The organism is Limimaricola litoreus, assembly GCF_024159025.1.
In the GTDB taxonomy this organism is placed as follows: domain Bacteria; phylum Pseudomonadota; class Alphaproteobacteria; order Rhodobacterales; family Rhodobacteraceae; genus Limimaricola; species Limimaricola litoreus.
This window is the reverse complement of the sequence record NZ_JAMYXC010000210.1, coordinates 1-15,471: the sequence shown is the minus strand read 5'-3', so window position 1 is coordinate 15,471 and position 15,471 is coordinate 1. Positions and strand designations below refer to the sequence as shown.

Genomic DNA, 15,471 nt, shown 5'->3' with positions numbered 1-15,471 from the left:
TGCGCCTCATCGGAGTTCAGCATGATGAGGGTGGCTGGCTTCCGACATCCCGAGGATCAGCGGGCAACGCAATATTTCCAATCGCGTGCGAAGACTTCGGTTTCCCCCTCTTTGGCAACCAAACGCTGCGTGATGTCATAGCTGTCCGAGCAGCCCGAAACCCGAGTCCGGGCCCGAGTGCTGACAAACCAGTCGCCCCGGCCGAACTCGCGATCCCACTCGATCAACACATCGACTTTCGCCGGGTTCCCGGGGTCGATGGAATAGGTCTCGGTCACGGCGCTTCCGGTCACGAGCCCGGTCTCGAGATCCTCGATCCGCCCGTGATCGGCGCTGATGACCAGCGTGGTTCGACCGGTGTCGAAGTCGATCTCGTGATGCTTGCGGCTCCAGGCCTTGCGAAGCTCGCGCGTTTTGCGCGCCGGCGCCGAGACCGGTAGCGGAAAGTCGAACTCGTTCTCCTGTGCCAGCCGGGTCCGCAGCGGCAGGTCGAGATCGCCTGCCACGACCGTCAGCGTCGCGCATTCGGGTTCGGGCCACACATAGGGCCAATAGCTTCCGGCCACGGCAAGCCGCAGCCGATGGCCCGCGGGCAGGCGATAGGCGGTTTCATCCAGATCGAGGATGACCTCGACCGTCTCGCCCGGGGTCAGATCCGCTTTGGTCTCGAAGCCGTCACGGTTGCGCAGGTCCAAGAGCCCCATGGTGATCAGCATCGAGGTGCCGTCGGGGCGCAGGTCGCACAGGCGCACCACCAGCTGCGCGCGGGGCCGGTCCGCCGAAAGCCGCAGCCGGACCCGTGGCCGTCCGAGAATGTCGACATCCGTGTCGCGCGCATCCGCATCGAAGCACGCGGCGCGGGCGTCGTCGGGCATCTGGTCGCCGGGCAGCTCGCCCGCGCCGAAGCCGAAGGTGAAGAATTCGCCGCATTGTTCGCCATGCCGCAGATCGGCGGGCTGCACGCGCGGCAGATCCCCCGCCAGACCGGCGCCAAGCACGAGGCGCTCGCGCGACACGTTCGGCTCGGGCAGCGTCGGCTCGGCGATCCATCGGCCGTCGCGGTGATCGGCCGATGGGTCGGGCCGCGCGCTGTCCATCACGTAGGCGCGCCAGGCGGGATCGTTCTCCACGCCGGTCCCAATGCCCTTGAGCCAGCGATCCCACCAGCGCAGCGCCTCCTGAAGATAGCCGATCGACGGGCCGATATTGCTGACATGCGGGTATTTGTGCCCCCACGGCCCCACGATCCCCTTGACCGGGGCGGACAGGTTCTCGACCAGGTAGCGCATGGTGTTGCGGTAACCGTCATGCAGGCCGCCAAGCGCGAGGACGGCGGCCTTGATCGATCCGTAATCCTCGCAGACGGAGCCGTGTTTCCAATAGGCATCGCGCGTGTTGTGCTCGGCCCAGATCCGCGCCAGAGGCGGCGTCTCCTCGAGCCTGCGCAGCCAGATGTCGCGCCAATCATCGCCCACCAGGGCAGGGTCCGGCGGGGTGGAGAACCACGACAGCACCGTCGCGGCCCAGCCGGTGTTGTCCGTGTGCTGCAACCCGCCCTTGTAATGCACGTCGTCGGCATAGCGGTCGGTGGTGGAACCGATGGTGACGACCGCCTTGAGCGCCTCGGGCGCGCGCGCAGCGAGTTGCAGGCTGTTGAAGCCGCCCCAGGAAATGCCCTGCATCCCGACCGCGCCGGTGCACCAGTCCTGCGCCGCGATCCAGGCGATGATGTCCTCGCCATCCTGCAGTTCCTGTTCGGAGTACTCGTCGTCGAACAGCCCTTCGCTTTCGCCGCAGCCGCGCCGATCGACGCGCAGGCAGGCGTAGCCGCGCTGCGCGAACCACGGGTGCATGCCCGCATCGCGTTCGGCGGTGCCGTCGGATTTGCGGTAGGGCAGGTATTCGAGGATCGCCGGAACCGGGGTCTCGTCCGCATCGACAGGGCACCACAGCCGGGCGGACAGGATGGTGCCGTCGGGCAAGGGAATGCGGAAATGTCGGTCATCGCGGATGTCGTGCAGGGTGTCGTTGGAAGTCATATTGCAGGCCCGGATTTGGAGAGGTGTCGGACGAGAAAGGCCATCTCGCGGCGCACCACATATGGCGCGCGCGGAAAGCTGTAATGGTCGTCGTTGGGTGTCATCAGCAGGTCGAAATCATGCCCGGCCTCGATCAGCGCGCATGCCAGGCGTTGGGTCTGGGCGGGGTGCACATTGTCGTCGAGATCGCCGTGGCCGAGCATCAGCGCGCCACGCAGCCCGGCGGCAAGGCGGGAATTGTCGGCGGCGGCGTAGCTGTCGCCGCCGGCGTCGTCGCGGATCAGCGGGCCGTTCCATTTTTCCGGCCAAGCGTGGTTGTAAAGCCGCGGGTCGTGGCTTCCCGCCGTGGCGATCGCGGTCTGCCAGACATCGCCATGCGCCAGAATCGCCCGCGCGGCGGCATGGCCGCCGGCGGAATGGCCCATGATCGCCACGCGGCCCGGATCGAGCGCGGGATGACGGTCGCACAGCTCCGCGATGGCCGAAGCGTGGTCTTCGAGATAGCCGGGATCGTGCAGGCGCCGGTGGCACAGGTCGTGAAACGCCTTGGAACGAAATGGCGTGCCGCGCGCGTCGAGGATCACCACCGCGATGCCGATCCTGGCGAAGGCCCCGGCCAGCGCGGTCTTGAAGAACTCCGAGGGATCGGCGGGCCAGGCACTGAGCGGCTGCTCGATGCATTGCGGACCAGGATAGATCATCTCGAGGATCGGGATCGAGCGCACCTCGCGCGCGCCTTCGGGCATCCAGATCATGCCGTGCAGCATCGTCTCGCCATCGGCGGCGCGGGTCTCGAAGGGTTCGGGCAGGATCACGTCGTCTTGCGCGCAGGAGCCACACTCGACCCGCGCGACCAGCGTGCCGTCGGCGCGGCGCAGCTCGGACACGGGCAAGCCATCGATCGGTGCGCGCGTCACGACAAAATGCCTCCCCCCCGGCGCGACGGCCGCCGGAAGGGGCCCCGCGCGGTCCGCCACCGCCCGCGCATCCGCCCAGCCCAGATCGCGCATGACCGCGTCGTGATCGCCCCGCTCCGGCGTCAGGATCTCGACCTCTCCGCCATCGAGCGACACCGCGCAGACCTTGCGCTGATAGGGCGTGTCGCAGGGGCCCATGCCGCCCGCCAGAAAGACGACGCGCCGCGCCTCGGGATCGACGGCAAGGATGTCGCGCACGACCCATTCGCCTTGCGTCAGCTGCCGCTTCACCGCGCCATCGGCAAGGTCGATCAGGTAGAGATGCGCCCAGCCGTCGCGCTGCGAGAACCAGATCGCCTCGCCCGAGCCATCGAGTATGCGAATGTTGGGGCGGCGCCCGAACTCCATGTTCACATCGACGAAGGCTGTCTCCGTCTCGCGGATGACCTCGCGCGAGGCGCCGGTTGTCGTGTCCATCTCGATCAGCGAAACCCGCGTCTCGTAACGGTCGTGATCGAGGAACCAGACCTTGTCGCCCGCAGCGCTCCACCAGCCTTCGGCTTTCTCGAGCGGCGAGGTCTCGGACACATGCACCGGACCGCCCGCATGGGGCGTCACCTGTCCCGAGGCAATGTCGATCACCGCGAGATGCGCCATCGGCAGTTCGGCGTCGCCGGTGAAGGCCACGCGCAGATCGTGCAGGACCGGGCGCAGCCCGCCGCCATCTGGCAGGTTCTGCACCAGAGGAAGCGATTTCACCCGCCGCTCATCGAGCTGATGGGTCAGGATCTTGCGCGAATCCGGCGACCAGAGCGCGACGGGCGGCAGCGCGATGCCCTGCCGTCGCAGGCGAATAGTCTCCAGGCTTTGATCCGGCGACTTGGCCCATTCGAAATGCGGCGCGCCGGTATCGGTCAACCGCGTCTTTGCACCGCTCGCGACGGCGCGCAGCCACAGGTCGCCGTCGCGCAAGAAAAGGGCATGACGACCATCGGGGGACAGCAGGTCGAGCGGTTCGCCCTGGGACGCGCGCATCAGCCTGAGGCGCACCCCGTCGAAGGCATAGGCTGCACCGTCGAGGGCCATACCGCCCTCCCGGTCCAGGATCTCCAGACGGGCAAGCGCCGCGTCGGGATCGGTGTCGAGCGCCGCCAGGGCCGCGCGCATCGCGTCGCGATCGAAAGCCAAAGCCGCATTACCGGTCTCAGCCTCGACGATCACATGTTCCGGCCCAACGGCGGTCTCGCGCGCATACCAGAAGGCCGAGCCGTCGGCGAACCACGTCGGTGTCACACGCAGGTTGCGCGTGCGCTGCGCGAGGTTCCAGGGCAGGAACGGCTGGGCGCGCCTCCAGAGCGTATCGAACTCCTCGGTCATGCCGGGCTCTTTTCGTCGGGCGCCTCGGCAGGCGTCGTGGCGTTGATCCCAACAGGATAGCGGCAGGTGTAGGCGCGCGCGCCATCGGCCGTGACGCGGGGGACGACGGTGGCGCAATCGGGCCGGGCAAAGGGACAGCGCCCGTGAAATTCGCAACCATCGGGGCGGGCGATCAGGCTTGGCATCTCGCCATCGAGCGTGATCCGCTCGGGCACGGCCTCTGGATCGACCACCGGGTTCGCCGACAGGAGAGCGGCGGTATAGGGGTGGCGCGGATCGTGGAACACGGTCTCGGTCGGCCCCGTCTCGACCAGCCGCCCCAGATACATTATCGCCATGCGATCAGCCACATGGCGGACGATGTTGAGGTTGTGCGTGATCACCAGGATCGACAATCCCAGCCTTTCACGAAGATCGTTCAGCAGGTTCAGCACCTCGCCCTGCACCGACACGTCGAGCCCCGCCGTCGGCTCGTCCGCGACGATCAGCCGGGGCTTGAGCGCCAGTGCCCGCGCCACGCCGACCCGCCGCGCCTGCCCGCCCGAAAGCTCGTGCGGGCGTCGATCGGCCATCGAGGCGGGCAGGCTGACCATCTCCAGCAGGCGGATCACCTCGGCTTCGATGTCGTCGCATGCGACGCCGTGGATCTGGAACGGCTCCGCCAAGAGCTGGCGGATCGTGTAGCGCGGGCTGAGCGAGGCCACGGCATCCTGAAAGATGAAGGCCACGTCGCGGCGCAGCCGCTGCTTGCCGGCCGCACCGAGCTCAAGGATATCGCGGCCTTCGAAATGCACCTGTCCCGACACATCCTGCGCGAGGCCCGCCACGGCCCGTGCGAGGGTGGTCTTGCCGGACCCGGATTCGCCAACCAGCGCCAGCGTCTCGCCTTGCGCCAGATCGAAGGAGACATCGGTCACGGCGCGGACATGTCCGGCGCGTCCGAGCAGCCGCGAGAGCGCGCTGCCGGTCCTGAACCGCACCGTGAGGTCGCGGACACTGAGAAGCTCGCTCACGACGTCACCTCCGGATCGTGCAGATGGCAGCGGACCGCCTCGGAGCCCCGCACCCGCAAGGGGCGCGGATGCAGCCGGCCGCAGGGGGCGAACCGCTCGGGGCATCGCTCGGCGAAGACACAGCCGGGCGGCACGTCGATCAGCCCCGGCACCGTGCCGGGGATCGTCGGCAGATGACGGCTGCGCTCGCGGATCCGTGCCGGGTCGCAGGCAAAGAGCAGGTCGGTATAAGGATGTCGCGGTGCCTCGAAGAGCGCCCGGGTCGGCCCCGCCTCGACCACCTCTCCGGCATACATGATGACGGTATCGTCGCAGAGTTCCGACACGACACCGAGGTGATGGGTGATGAAGACGATGGCGCAGCCGATCTCCTGCTGCAGCTCGCGCAGCAGCTCGATGGTGCGCATCTCCAGCGTGGCGTCGAGCGCGGTCGTGGGCTCGTCGGCCACCAGCAGGTCGGGCTCGGCCATCAGCGCCATGGCGATGGCAACGCGCTGGCGCATCCCGCCCGACAGCTCGTGCGGGTAGCGGTCGAGACGCGCGGCGGGATCGGGGATGCGCACCTTGTGCAGCATCTCGATGGCGCGCTCGCGCTTTGTGCGGCGCGACAGGCGGTGGCGAAACTGGATGTCGGTCATCTGCCGCCCGATGGTCAGCACCGGGTTGAGCGAGCGCATCGGGTCCTGGAACACCGCGCCGATCCGGTCGCCCAGCAGGCGCCGCATCTCACCGCGCGACAGCGTCAGAAGATCGGTCTCGCCCAGCCAGATTTCGCCGGACTCGACGATCGCCGCCCCGTCGAGCAGGCCGAGGATCGCCGACATCAGGGTCGACTTGCCGCAGCCGGATTCGCCCACGAGTCCGGTGATGCCGCCGCGGGCGACATCGAAGCTCACCTCGCGGATCGCCCGCAGACGGCCCTCCGGCGTGTCGTAGCTGATGCTCAGGTCGCGAATTGAAAGGGCTGTGTTCCGGGTCATTTGCGCCCCGCGATCTTGGGGTCGAAGGTGTCCCGCAGCGCCTCGCCCAGAAAGGTGAAGCCCAGCGTCGTGACGATGATCGGCAGGCCGCCCGCGATCACCGGCCAGGGGCTTTCGCGCAGATACGAGAATCCATCGTAGAGGATGCTGCCCCAGGACGGAGTCGGCGGGCGCACCCCGAGGCCCAGAAAGCTCATCCCCGCCTCGATGCCGACGACCACCGGGATGTCCATCGCCGCCACGATCAGGATCGGACCGATGATGTTGGGCAGGACATGGCGGAACATGATCCGGCCCCCCTTGGCCCCGAGCGAACGTTCGGCCTCGATGAACTCGGAGGAGCGGATGGCGAGGGTCTGGGTGCGCGCCATGCGGCCGTAGGCCGGGGCGTTGACGATGACCACCACCAAAAGCACCGCATAGAGACTCGGCCCCGTCATCGTGACGAGAACCAATGCCAGCATCACCGTCGGCACCGATTTCATCGCGTCGAAAACCAGCAGCAGCAGGTTATCGAGCCAGCGCGGCCCGTATCCGGCGATGAGGCCCGCGATGACGCCGATGACGAGCGCGAGCGCCGTCGCGCCGATCGACAGCGTCAGCGCGATCCGCGCCCCGGCGAGCACACGGGTGAACAGGTCGCGGCCGAGATTGTCGGTGCCCAGCCAATGCGCCGCCGAAGGGCCCTGGAAGCGGTCGATCGGGTTGAGCGCGGTGGCGTCCTGGCCGGTGACCCCCGCCAGCAGCGCGCCGATCACGGTAAGCACGATCAGGCCCAGACCGAGCGCGCCCAGGGGGTCCGAGACGAGCCGGGCGAACGAGGATGCACGCCGGCGCGGTCTTCCTCCGGCGTCGGTCCGCGACGCGGTTTCGGCGTCAGCCGGCAAGGTCATGGCGCACCCTCGGATCGAGCCAGGCGATGACGAGATCGGCCAGCAGGTTGACGAGAACGAAGAAGATCGTGGTGAGCAGCACCGCGCCGGTCACGACCGGGTAGTTGCGCGAGATGATCGCGTCGAAGACCAGCTTGCCGATGCCGGGCCGCGCGAAGACGATCTCGGCGAAGACCGCGCCCGACAGCATGTGCCCCACGCCGATGCCGAGAACCGTGATGGTCGGCAGGATCGCGATGCGCAGCACGTAGTCGTACATGATGCGGTTTTCCGACAGGCCGAAGGCGCGGGCGGTGCGCACATGCGGCTCGTTCATTTCTTCGAGGATCGAGGCCCGCAGGATGCGCGCGACGTAGCCGATCCAGGCCAGCCCCAGCGCCAGCGACGGCAGCACCAGCCTGTGCAGGCGGTCGAGCACCCCCTCGCCCGCGCCGATGGCCGGGAACCACTGCAGCTCGATCGAGAAGATCAGCAAGAGATAGATGGCGATCACGAAGGCCGGGATCGACATGACCGAAACCGAGATCACCGAGGTCACACGGTCGATCAGGCTGCCGCGATGCCGTGCGGCCAGCGTGCCCAGGAAAACCCCGGGCACCACCGCGACAAGAATCGAACCCAGCACGAGGTAGAGCGTGTCAGGCAGCTGCGAAAGCAGGATGCGCAGGACAGGCTCCCCGCTGACCGCGTCACGACCGAGATCGCCACGCAGCAAGGAGACGTAGAAATTGCCCATCTGCACCAGAATGGGCTGGTCGAGGCCGATCCGTTCGCGGAACGCGGCGACCAGCTCCTCGCTCGCGCGGGGGCCGAGGGCCACGCGCGCGGGATCGCCCGGAATGGCATGTATCATCGCGAACAGGGCCGCGATCACGATGGCGACGACCGCCACCGCGAGCCCCAGCCGCTTGAGGAAATAGAGCCACATCAGACGATCCCGACCCCGGCCCTAGCCTTTGGCCCGGGTGAACTCGTAATAGACCGGCTCGCCATCGGGGCGCAGCGCCGGGACGATGTCCTGGCTGTAGAGCGCGCCGACCGGGGTGAAATTGAGGAAGACGAAGTCGCCCGACTCCTCCATGAGATCCTGCATCCGCACATACATCTCGTCGCGCCGGGCGGAATCGAGTTCGCTTTGCGCATCGACATGCAGCTTGCCGAATTCGGCGTTGTCAAAGCCCTGCCAGTTCCAGATGCCGACCTGTTCGGGCGTGAACCACATGGTGGCCCAACTCGGATCGGGCTGCATCGAGAAGCGCATCAGGAACAGCTGGAGATCGCGCCACTGCTCGCCCTCGGAGCGGACGCCGAGACTCCAGAATGTGCCGCTTTCATACTGGTTGATCTGAACCTGAATGCCGATCTCGGCCAGGTTGGCCTGGATCACCTGGGCCGCGGCGAGGTTCTCGGCGGTCTGCTGGATCGAGATGGTGATCGGAAAGCCGCCGCCATGCCCGGCTTCTTCGAGCAGCGTGCGCGCCTGATCGAGATCGCGCTCGTAGAGGTTGACGTCGCGCGCCCCCGGCAGGCCCGGCGCCACGATCCCCGCCGCGGGGGTGGCCCCGCCCAGATAGGCCGCATCGACGACGGCCTGACGGTCGACAGCCAGCTGGATCGCCCGGCGCAGACGCTGGTCCTCGAGCTGCCAGTTGTCCTCGTTGATGCCGAGCCAGTAGTAGTTCAGCCCCTCGAACCGCTTGAAATCCGCGCCTTGCGGGGCGCCGTCCTTGTACCGCATGATCGAGGAGACGCCGGTTTCGGTAAAGTCGAGATCGCCGGCCTCGAAGCCGAGCTCCGCGGTCTTGGGATCCTCGATCGGCACGAGGTGGATCTCGTCGAACTCGGGTGCGTCGAGCGTCCAGGCCGGGTTGCGCTCCAGCGTCAGCCGGGTCTTGGGTGTCCACTCTCGAATTCGATAGGGACCCGAAAAACATGGCGGCTGGGTGGAGAAGCGGCCCCCCGCCGCCTCGATCGCGGCCTGGGGCAGGATCACGCCGCTGATGCCCGGCAGGGTCGTGGTGAAGAGCGGGGCAAACGGCTTCTTGAGATGAATGATGCCGCTAAGCTCTCCGGTCACCTCGACATGATCGAGCGCGGCCCAGTCATCGATATAAGGAGAATCGAGTTCCGGGTCGGCAATCCGCTCGAAGGAGAACTTCGCATCCTTGGCGGTCATCGTGCCGTAGCCGTCCGAATATCCCATATCGGGGCGAATATTGAAGGCGATCCGCGTATCGTCGAGCACCTCGTAGGATTCGAAGGCATGGGGACGGGTCCGGAACTCCTCGGTGCCCGTCTCGTGTTCGAGCGCCGGGGCATAGATCGAGCGCATCACCAGCGCATCGACGGCGGAGGTCCAGAAGGCCGGGTCCAGATTCGAGATATCGGCATATATCCGCGCCGTCAGAATGCCGTTCTCTGCGCTGGTCTGGGCGAGAACACCGCTCGGCAGGGCGCCGAACCCGGCCAGAGCGCCAAGCGTCGCGCCCCGCCCCAGAAACGCCCGCCGGTTCATTCCATGCGCCATCGTATCAGTCTTTGTCATGCCTTGCTCCTGTTCGCGTCGCTTTCAGCTCGATGCCGAGCCATCACATGATCCGCAACGCGGAGGCCCGGGGTGCCGTGCATCGACATCATGGCTGTGCAGCCCCTCCACAAAGCCGCGATGGCGGTTCCGGGCTCACCGGAAGCGGGGCGCAAGATATTTCGTCATGCCGCGAGCGCCCTCTCGGGCTCCATGTTTCAAGTCGCGGCGTATCTTGAAAGCAGCATCAACTCTGAAACTTGAGGCTTCAAATGAAAAATTGTCATACCCCCCTGCCACATCTTCATGGCGTGGAACGGGACGCCCCTTGCAGCGCCGCGCCAGACAGGGCCGGACGCCGGTTGCTCTCGAAGAGCCAATCGCCCACCTGGCGGGCGATCTGCCGTTGATGGCGCGACGCGGGCCGCATCAGGTAATAGGCACCGTTCGCCTTGAGCAGCCGCTCATCCGCAGGGACCAGCCTGCCGCTGCGCAGGTCTTCGGCAATGATCCATGTCCATCCCATCGCGATGCCCAGCCCCCGCCGGGCCGCCTCGATCGAAAGGTGATAGTCGCCCAGTTTCCAGCGCATCGTCTCCTCCGGCAATTCGAGGCCCATCGCGGAGAGCCAGTTCCCCCAATCGGTCCATTCCTTGTGGGTCTCTTCCACGGCAAGGATCGTAGGGGCCGGATGCCCGGCGAGCGGCATCGCGCCGGGCGCCATGACGGGCAGCATTTCCTCGGGCCCCAGCACGTCCACGATGTGATCGCCGGGCCGGGTGGGCCGGTAGTAGATCGCCAGATCGTATTCGTCGTGACGCATCTGCTGGAAGAAATCATTGACGATCAGCTTGAGATCGAGCGCCGGAAACGCCGCGCGCAGATCGGCGAGGCGCGGGATCATCCACAGATCCGCAACGCCGCGCGAGCATGCGATGGTCACTTGGTCTCGACCGCGCCGCCCGATATTTCCGGCTTCCAGGGATTGCAGCGCGTCCAGAGCCCGGCCCACCTCCTTGGCATAATCCTCTCCTATCCGGGTCAGCGCGACTCCCGAAGGCTGCCGCTCGAACAACGCGGCCCCGAGAAAGGATTCCAGCTGGGCGATCTGTCGGCTTATGCCGCTTTGCGTCATCGCCAGCCGATCGGCGGCGCGGGTAAAGCTGCCGCAGCGTGCGACGGTCTGAAACGCAACGAGCGCGCGCAAGGGCGGAAGGCGAGATGTATCCATATGCGCGGTATAAGGCTTGGCCACCGCCGCTGCGACAGCCGATCCTCGGGCGGAGGCATGTCCGTAGCGGCCGGGTCGGGCGAAAGGGCGCTGCTGCGGATCCCGCTCGGCGCCTGGCCGCGCCCGTCAGGCACTGCGGACGCCGGACCGTTCGCGAAACTCCCGGGTGCCGGTGCCGCCCGCTACAGGAGCCATTCGACCGGCAACCACCCGATGATCGTCAGCGCGACACGACGCAGGATGCTGGTGCCCGGCTCAGTGGCGGTCACCGCGCCTGTCTGCGGGTCGGTCCAGACCAGGTGTCCGCCCTGTCGTTCGACCCGCCACGCAAGACCATCCAGCCCGTCGTCGAAGGCGGCGTGCAGCCCTTGGGCCATGCGCGCGCTGTCGATCAGCAGGCCCATCTCGGTATTGAGCGTGGTGGAGCGGGGATCGAAATTGAACGACCCGACGAAGATGCGCCGGCCATCCACCGCGAATGTCTTGGCATGGAGGCTGGATCCCGACGATCCGAAGGGGCCGGGATGCGCGGCCGGCACTTCAGGGGCAGCCTGTCGTCGCAGCTCGAACAGAGCGACACCGCTCTCGAGCATGTCCTTCCGGCGCTTGGCATATCCGGCATGGACCGGCAGAACATCCGTCGCTTCGAGCGAATTGGTGAGCATCCGCACCGCCACACCCCGCCTTTGCAGCGTGGCGAATGCCTCGACCCCGGCGGCGCCCGGCACGAAATAGGGCGAGACGCCGTCGAAACGGCTCTCGATGTCGCCCACCACGTTGCGCAGGCGCGAGGCCAGCAGATCCTCTCGCGGAACGGCGCCTTCGCCCTTCACCGGATCGTCGCTGACGAGGAGCGCCGTCGTCCATTCCAGATCGAGCTCCCCCGCCCTGAGGTCCGACACGATGCGAGAGTCCTGCAGGATCTTTTTGTAATCGGCCATCTGCGGGTCATCGCGGAAGGCTGCCAGGCGGCGGCCGACCGGATCGCCACCCTCATGCGGCCCGACGACAGGCCCCGCCGGGTGGACCGCCCGCGCGGACCAGTAGCGGTCGAAATCGGCCGCGACCTGCGGCACGATCGCGCCGACCGCCAGCACGTCGAGATCGATATAGAGCGGGGTCGGTCCCGTTCCGAAATACTCGTCACCGACATTGCGCCCGCCGAGGATGGCTGCCCGCCCGTCCACGATGAAGGACTTGTTGTGCATCCGACGGTTCAGCCGGAAGAAATCGAACGCGTAGGACAGCGTCTTGAACGCGCCGCGCAGGTTGAAGGGGTTGTAAAGGCGCAGTTCGGCATTGGGATGCGCAGCCAGCGCCGCGATTTCGGCGTCGAGGCCGGAGGTGCCGTTGTCGTCCAGCAGCAGCCGCACCCGCACGCCCCGCTCGGCCGCGCGCATCAGGGCATCGAGCAGAAGGGTGCCGGTCAGATCGCCGTGCCAGATGTAGTATTGCGCGTCGATCGAGACGGTGGCCGTATCCGCCAGCAGAATGCGCGCCGCGAAGGCATCGGCGCCGTTTGACAGCGGCGCGATGCCCGTCAGCCCGTCATGCATGGCCTCGCGCGGGGTCAATGCCTCGGCCAGCGGGCCGCTCGTCGCCGGCGGCAGGGCGACGGTGTCGGGCCGGTCGCCGGCCGCCGGAAGCGCGAAAAGGAGACGGGCGGCGATGATCGCGACCGCCCCGAGAAGGACGGCGACGAGAAGCATTTTGAACATCGGGATCATGCGGGCGGGGTCCGCTGCGGGGGCGGCGGCGGCGATGCGCGGTCACGGACCAGCTGATCGGCCATCAGGATGGCGATGGGCCGGGTCGGCTCGAACGCCGACAGCACGATGGTCAGCATCGAGGTCAGCGGCACGGCGAGCAGCGCCCCCGGCAGCCCCCACAAGGCCGACCACACGGCGAGCGAGACCAGCACCACGAAGGGGCTGAGATTGACGCGCCGTCCGATCAGGCGCGGTTCGAGAAAACTGCCGACCCAGACCTGCGCCGCGATGAGCAGCGTCGCAAGCAGCAGCGTCCGCCCCAGATCGCCGAATTGCAGCACCGAAAGGGTGATCGGCAGCAGCACGCCCACCAGTGAGCCGAAATAGGGAATGTAGTTCAAAAGGCCGATCGAAAGGGCCCAGAACAGCGGAAAGTCGATGCCGAGCGCCCAGAGAATGACGAAGGAAAGCGCCCCGAGGATCACGTTCACCAGCGTCTTGACGGCGAGATAATCGCCGATCCGATCGTTGATCCCCCTGAGGATGTCCTCCGTCCGGGCGGCGCTTGCCGGATCGCGCAGGGCGGTCGAAAGCTTGTGCGCGAAGCCCGCCCGCTCGGCCAGGAGAAACGCGGAGTAGACGGTGACCAGGAAAACCGAGGCGCCGATCGAGGTGATGTTTGTGAGCGCGACGTTGATGAGGTTCTGCACCGAAAAACCGCCGAAGACGGCGTTCTGCACCGTCTGCCAGTCCGGCCGGTCGTCGAGGCCGAGAAATTCCGCCCCCTGCGCAATCAGCCGTTCGATATTGGCCTGATAGGCGGGCGCTTCGGACAGGACCTGGCTGATCGTGTCGACGATCACGCCGGTCAGGGCGAACAGGCCGATGGCAAAGGCCAGCAGGACGAGCGTTCGCCGCATCCCGGCGGGCAGGCGGCCGATCAGCGGCACGCGCCCCAACGCCTCGGACGCCCCGACCAACACGTAGACGACGATGATCGCGGCGAGGATCGGCAGCAGCACCGGCTTGCCGATGACCAGCAGAAAGCCCCCCAGAACGAGCAGCAGCGCCGTGTTGACCAGCACGGACAGGGATTTCGCAAAGCTCATGCCGTGTCCCCCGCATCTGCCGCGCCCACCGTGTCTGCCGCGCCCGCAGCACCATCGCGCCATTGCGTCAGCCCGTCCAGCACCGCGACGGCGAAGGCGGCGGCGAAGGCGCCGGTCAGCGTCAGGACGATCCGGGTAAAGGTGGCGTAACCCGGGTCCTGCGTGCTCAGCGCCCCCGCGACCAGCGCCAGCGTCACCGAGAAAGCATATTGATAGACCATGCTCGGATGTGCGCCGAACAGCATCCGCTGCCCCAGCCACAGCCCGCCCAGAAAGACGAGGCCGAGCAGTATCGGCAGATGCGGCGAGAGCGTGAAGAGCGCGAGGATGCCAAGCGCCACGGCGCCGCCATAAACGGTCGCCCGGATGCGCTGAAGCGCTTCGGAAAAGACCGTGCGGCGGGTCGGAAAGACCAGCACCATCGACGCGACCACCGCCATCATCATGTCCGAGGGCTGCATCACGGCATAGAGCCAGAAGCTCAGCGCCAGCAGGACCGTCGCCCGGATCGCCGCGCCGGTGACGGCGCGGCCACCGCCGGGCACGGGCGCGTCCACATGCCTTTCCCGCGTCCGGGCGGGCAGGATCAGATAGACCAGCGGTCCGATGACGAGCGTGACCAGCGAGGCCTGCAGGAAACCGTCGCGCAAGGTCTCGACCGTGGCCGTGCCGTGCATGCCCATGACCGAGATCAGCACCGTGACGACGACGATCAGCATCCCGGCCTGCGCCCCCGAGCGCAGGATCATCAGAAAGCCCGCGAAATAGAGCGCCCAGATCGCCGTGACATAGACAAGCGGCATCGGCCGCAGCCATTCCACGAACCAGGTCATCAGCCAGGGCAGCACGATCATCGCGATCACGCCGCCGATCAGCTTGCCCGGATCGAAAGCCTTGCGCTGCGCCGCGATGAGGCCCACGGGCAGCGCGGCGATGATCGGCGGGAGGGCGGGGTTCAGCAGCGGGATCGCGCCGTAGGCCAGCGCGCCGGTCAGGCCGAGCCGGATCCCGTAATACGGATCCTCGGCGGCCACGGGTCTGGGGGTGACATACATCTCAGTGCAGATAGGTGGCCCAGGAGCGCAGCCGCTGCATCCCCCGCGCCAGCCATGCCATCGGCCCCGCATCATCGCCGCCCGCGAAGATCACCGCATGCACCTTCCCGCCGACACGGACGGATTGCGGCCAGGCCTCCATTCCCCCAATGAGCTCGATCCGCACCGGAATGCGCCGCGCCGGTTCGAACCAGCGGTTGGCGGGCTGGTTCACCACCAGGCCGCCCTGGACATTGCGGCCCGGATTGATGCCCCAGGCGATGCTCTCGACCCGCCCTTCGAAGATCCGCCCCGGCAGCGCGTCGAACAGAAGATGCGCGGGATCGCCCGGATCGACCTGCTGCAACTGGTTCTCGCGCAGATCCACCGTGATCCAGGCGGCACCGGAATCGATGAAGGTCAGGGCGGGATTCCCGGCGCCGATATACTGCCCCTCCGACAGGGTGACATTGGTGACCACGCCCAGATGCGGCGCGGTGACGGTGGCCGAGGCCAGATCGTATTGCGCCCGTTCGAGCTGCGCCTCGGCGGCCTGGATGGCCGGGTTGTCCTCGCCTTGCGGGCCGAGCTGGGCGCGGGCGCTTTCGAGCTGCGCCTCCGCGCTTTCGAGCTGCGCCTCGGCCT

The 15,471-nt window shown here is 67.2% G+C and carries 13 protein-coding genes; 1 reads left to right on the top strand and 12 read right to left on the bottom strand.

The window, feature by feature from the left end; genetic code table 11:
- Positions 1-56: 56 nt before the first annotated feature.
- The 7 genes from NHG85_RS13460 to NHG85_RS13430 are packed head-to-tail and all read right to left on the bottom strand — an operon-like array spanning position 57 to position 9,764.
- Positions 57-2,039 (bottom strand): CocE/NonD family hydrolase, encoded by a 1,983-nt coding sequence (locus NHG85_RS13460; protein WP_253333206.1) that lies wholly within the window; start codon positions 2,037-2,039, stop codon positions 57-59.
- Positions 2,036-4,333 carry a S9 family peptidase gene (locus NHG85_RS13455; protein ID WP_253333204.1) on the bottom strand — a complete coding sequence of 766 codons (2,298 nt, stop codon included), beginning with the start codon at positions 4,331-4,333 and terminating at the stop codon, positions 2,036-2,038. Before NHG85_RS13455 ends, NHG85_RS13460 begins: the two co-directional genes overlap by 4 nt.
- Positions 4,330-5,346, bottom strand: a complete 1,017-nt coding sequence (locus NHG85_RS13450) for an oligopeptide/dipeptide ABC transporter ATP-binding protein (RefSeq protein ID WP_253333202.1) — start codon at positions 5,344-5,346, stop codon at positions 4,330-4,332. Before NHG85_RS13450 ends, NHG85_RS13455 begins: the two co-directional genes overlap by 4 nt.
- The gene (locus tag NHG85_RS13445; protein ID WP_253333200.1) at positions 5,343-6,326 is read right to left on the bottom strand and encodes an ABC transporter ATP-binding protein; all 984 of its coding nucleotides are present in this window, start codon (positions 6,324-6,326) and stop codon (positions 5,343-5,345) included. Before NHG85_RS13445 ends, NHG85_RS13450 begins: the two co-directional genes overlap by 4 nt.
- A complete protein-coding gene (locus NHG85_RS13440) occupies positions 6,323-7,219 on the bottom strand; it encodes an ABC transporter permease (protein ID WP_253333198.1) in 897 nt (298 codons plus the stop codon). The genes NHG85_RS13445 and NHG85_RS13440 overlap by 4 nt, the downstream gene beginning before the upstream one ends.
- Positions 7,203-8,147 (bottom strand): ABC transporter permease, encoded by a 945-nt coding sequence (locus tag NHG85_RS13435; RefSeq protein WP_253333196.1) that lies wholly within the window; start codon positions 8,145-8,147, stop codon positions 7,203-7,205. Before NHG85_RS13435 ends, NHG85_RS13440 begins: the two co-directional genes overlap by 17 nt.
- A gap of 21 nt (positions 8,148-8,168) precedes the next feature.
- Complete coding sequence (locus NHG85_RS13430; RefSeq protein ID WP_253333193.1) at positions 8,169-9,764, bottom strand: ABC transporter substrate-binding protein; 1,596 nt, start codon at positions 9,762-9,764, stop codon at positions 8,169-8,171.
- Between the two features lie 90 nt (positions 9,765-9,854).
- Between NHG85_RS13430 and NHG85_RS13425 the strand changes: the two genes are divergently transcribed.
- A complete protein-coding gene (locus tag NHG85_RS13425) occupies positions 9,855-10,007 on the top strand; it encodes a hypothetical protein (RefSeq protein WP_253333191.1) in 153 nt (50 codons plus the stop codon).
- Between the two features lie 40 nt (positions 10,008-10,047).
- Here the strand turns inward: NHG85_RS13425 and NHG85_RS13420 are convergent, their stop codons facing one another.
- The 5 genes from NHG85_RS13420 to NHG85_RS13400 all read right to left on the bottom strand — a co-directional run.
- Positions 10,048-10,950 carry a LysR family transcriptional regulator gene (locus tag NHG85_RS13420; protein WP_253333189.1) on the bottom strand — a complete coding sequence of 301 codons (903 nt, stop codon included), beginning with the start codon at positions 10,948-10,950 and terminating at the stop codon, positions 10,048-10,050.
- A 206-nt stretch (positions 10,951-11,156) separates the two neighbouring features.
- Entirely contained in the window at positions 11,157-12,701 is a 1,545-nt protein-coding gene (locus NHG85_RS13415; protein ID WP_253333187.1) for a phospholipase D family protein, read from the bottom strand.
- The gene (locus NHG85_RS13410; RefSeq protein ID WP_253333185.1) at positions 12,698-13,792 is read right to left on the bottom strand and encodes an AI-2E family transporter; all 1,095 of its coding nucleotides are present in this window, start codon (positions 13,790-13,792) and stop codon (positions 12,698-12,700) included. The genes NHG85_RS13415 and NHG85_RS13410 overlap by 4 nt, the downstream gene beginning before the upstream one ends.
- Positions 13,789-14,847 carry an FUSC family protein gene (locus NHG85_RS13405; RefSeq protein WP_253333183.1) on the bottom strand — a complete coding sequence of 353 codons (1,059 nt, stop codon included), beginning with the start codon at positions 14,845-14,847 and terminating at the stop codon, positions 13,789-13,791. Before NHG85_RS13405 ends, NHG85_RS13410 begins: the two co-directional genes overlap by 4 nt.
- Before the next feature lies 1 nt (position 14,848).
- Positions 14,849-15,471: HlyD family secretion protein (locus NHG85_RS13400; RefSeq protein WP_253333181.1), on the bottom strand; the 623-nt coding region annotated here is incomplete at its 5' end.

Excerpts from the sequence above, each read along its gene's own strand:
- NHG85_RS13460 (WP_253333206.1), bottom strand. The coding sequence starts at position 2,039 with ATGACTTCCAACGACACCCTGCACGACATCCGCGATGACCGACATTTC.
- NHG85_RS13455 (WP_253333204.1), bottom strand. The coding sequence starts at position 4,333 with ATGACCGAGGAGTTCGATACGCTCTGGAGGCGCGCCCAGCCGTTCCTG.
- NHG85_RS13445 (WP_253333200.1), bottom strand. The coding sequence starts at position 6,326 with ATGACCCGGAACACAGCCCTTTCAATTCGCGACCTGAGCATCAGCTAC.
- NHG85_RS13440 (WP_253333198.1), bottom strand. The coding sequence starts at position 7,219 with ATGACCTTGCCGGCTGACGCCGAAACCGCGTCGCGGACCGACGCCGGA.
- NHG85_RS13435 (WP_253333196.1), bottom strand. The coding sequence starts at position 8,147 with ATGTGGCTCTATTTCCTCAAGCGGCTGGGGCTCGCGGTGGCGGTCGTC.
- NHG85_RS13430 (WP_253333193.1), bottom strand. The coding sequence starts at position 9,764 with ATGACAAAGACTGATACGATGGCGCATGGAATGAACCGGCGGGCGTTT.
- NHG85_RS13425 (WP_253333191.1), top strand. The coding sequence starts at position 9,855 with ATGGCTGTGCAGCCCCTCCACAAAGCCGCGATGGCGGTTCCGGGCTCA.
- NHG85_RS13415 (WP_253333187.1), bottom strand. The coding sequence starts at position 12,701 with ATGATCCCGATGTTCAAAATGCTTCTCGTCGCCGTCCTTCTCGGGGCG.
- NHG85_RS13410 (WP_253333185.1), bottom strand. The coding sequence starts at position 13,792 with ATGAGCTTTGCGAAATCCCTGTCCGTGCTGGTCAACACGGCGCTGCTG.
- NHG85_RS13405 (WP_253333183.1), bottom strand. The coding sequence starts at position 14,847 with ATGTATGTCACCCCCAGACCCGTGGCCGCCGAGGATCCGTATTACGGG.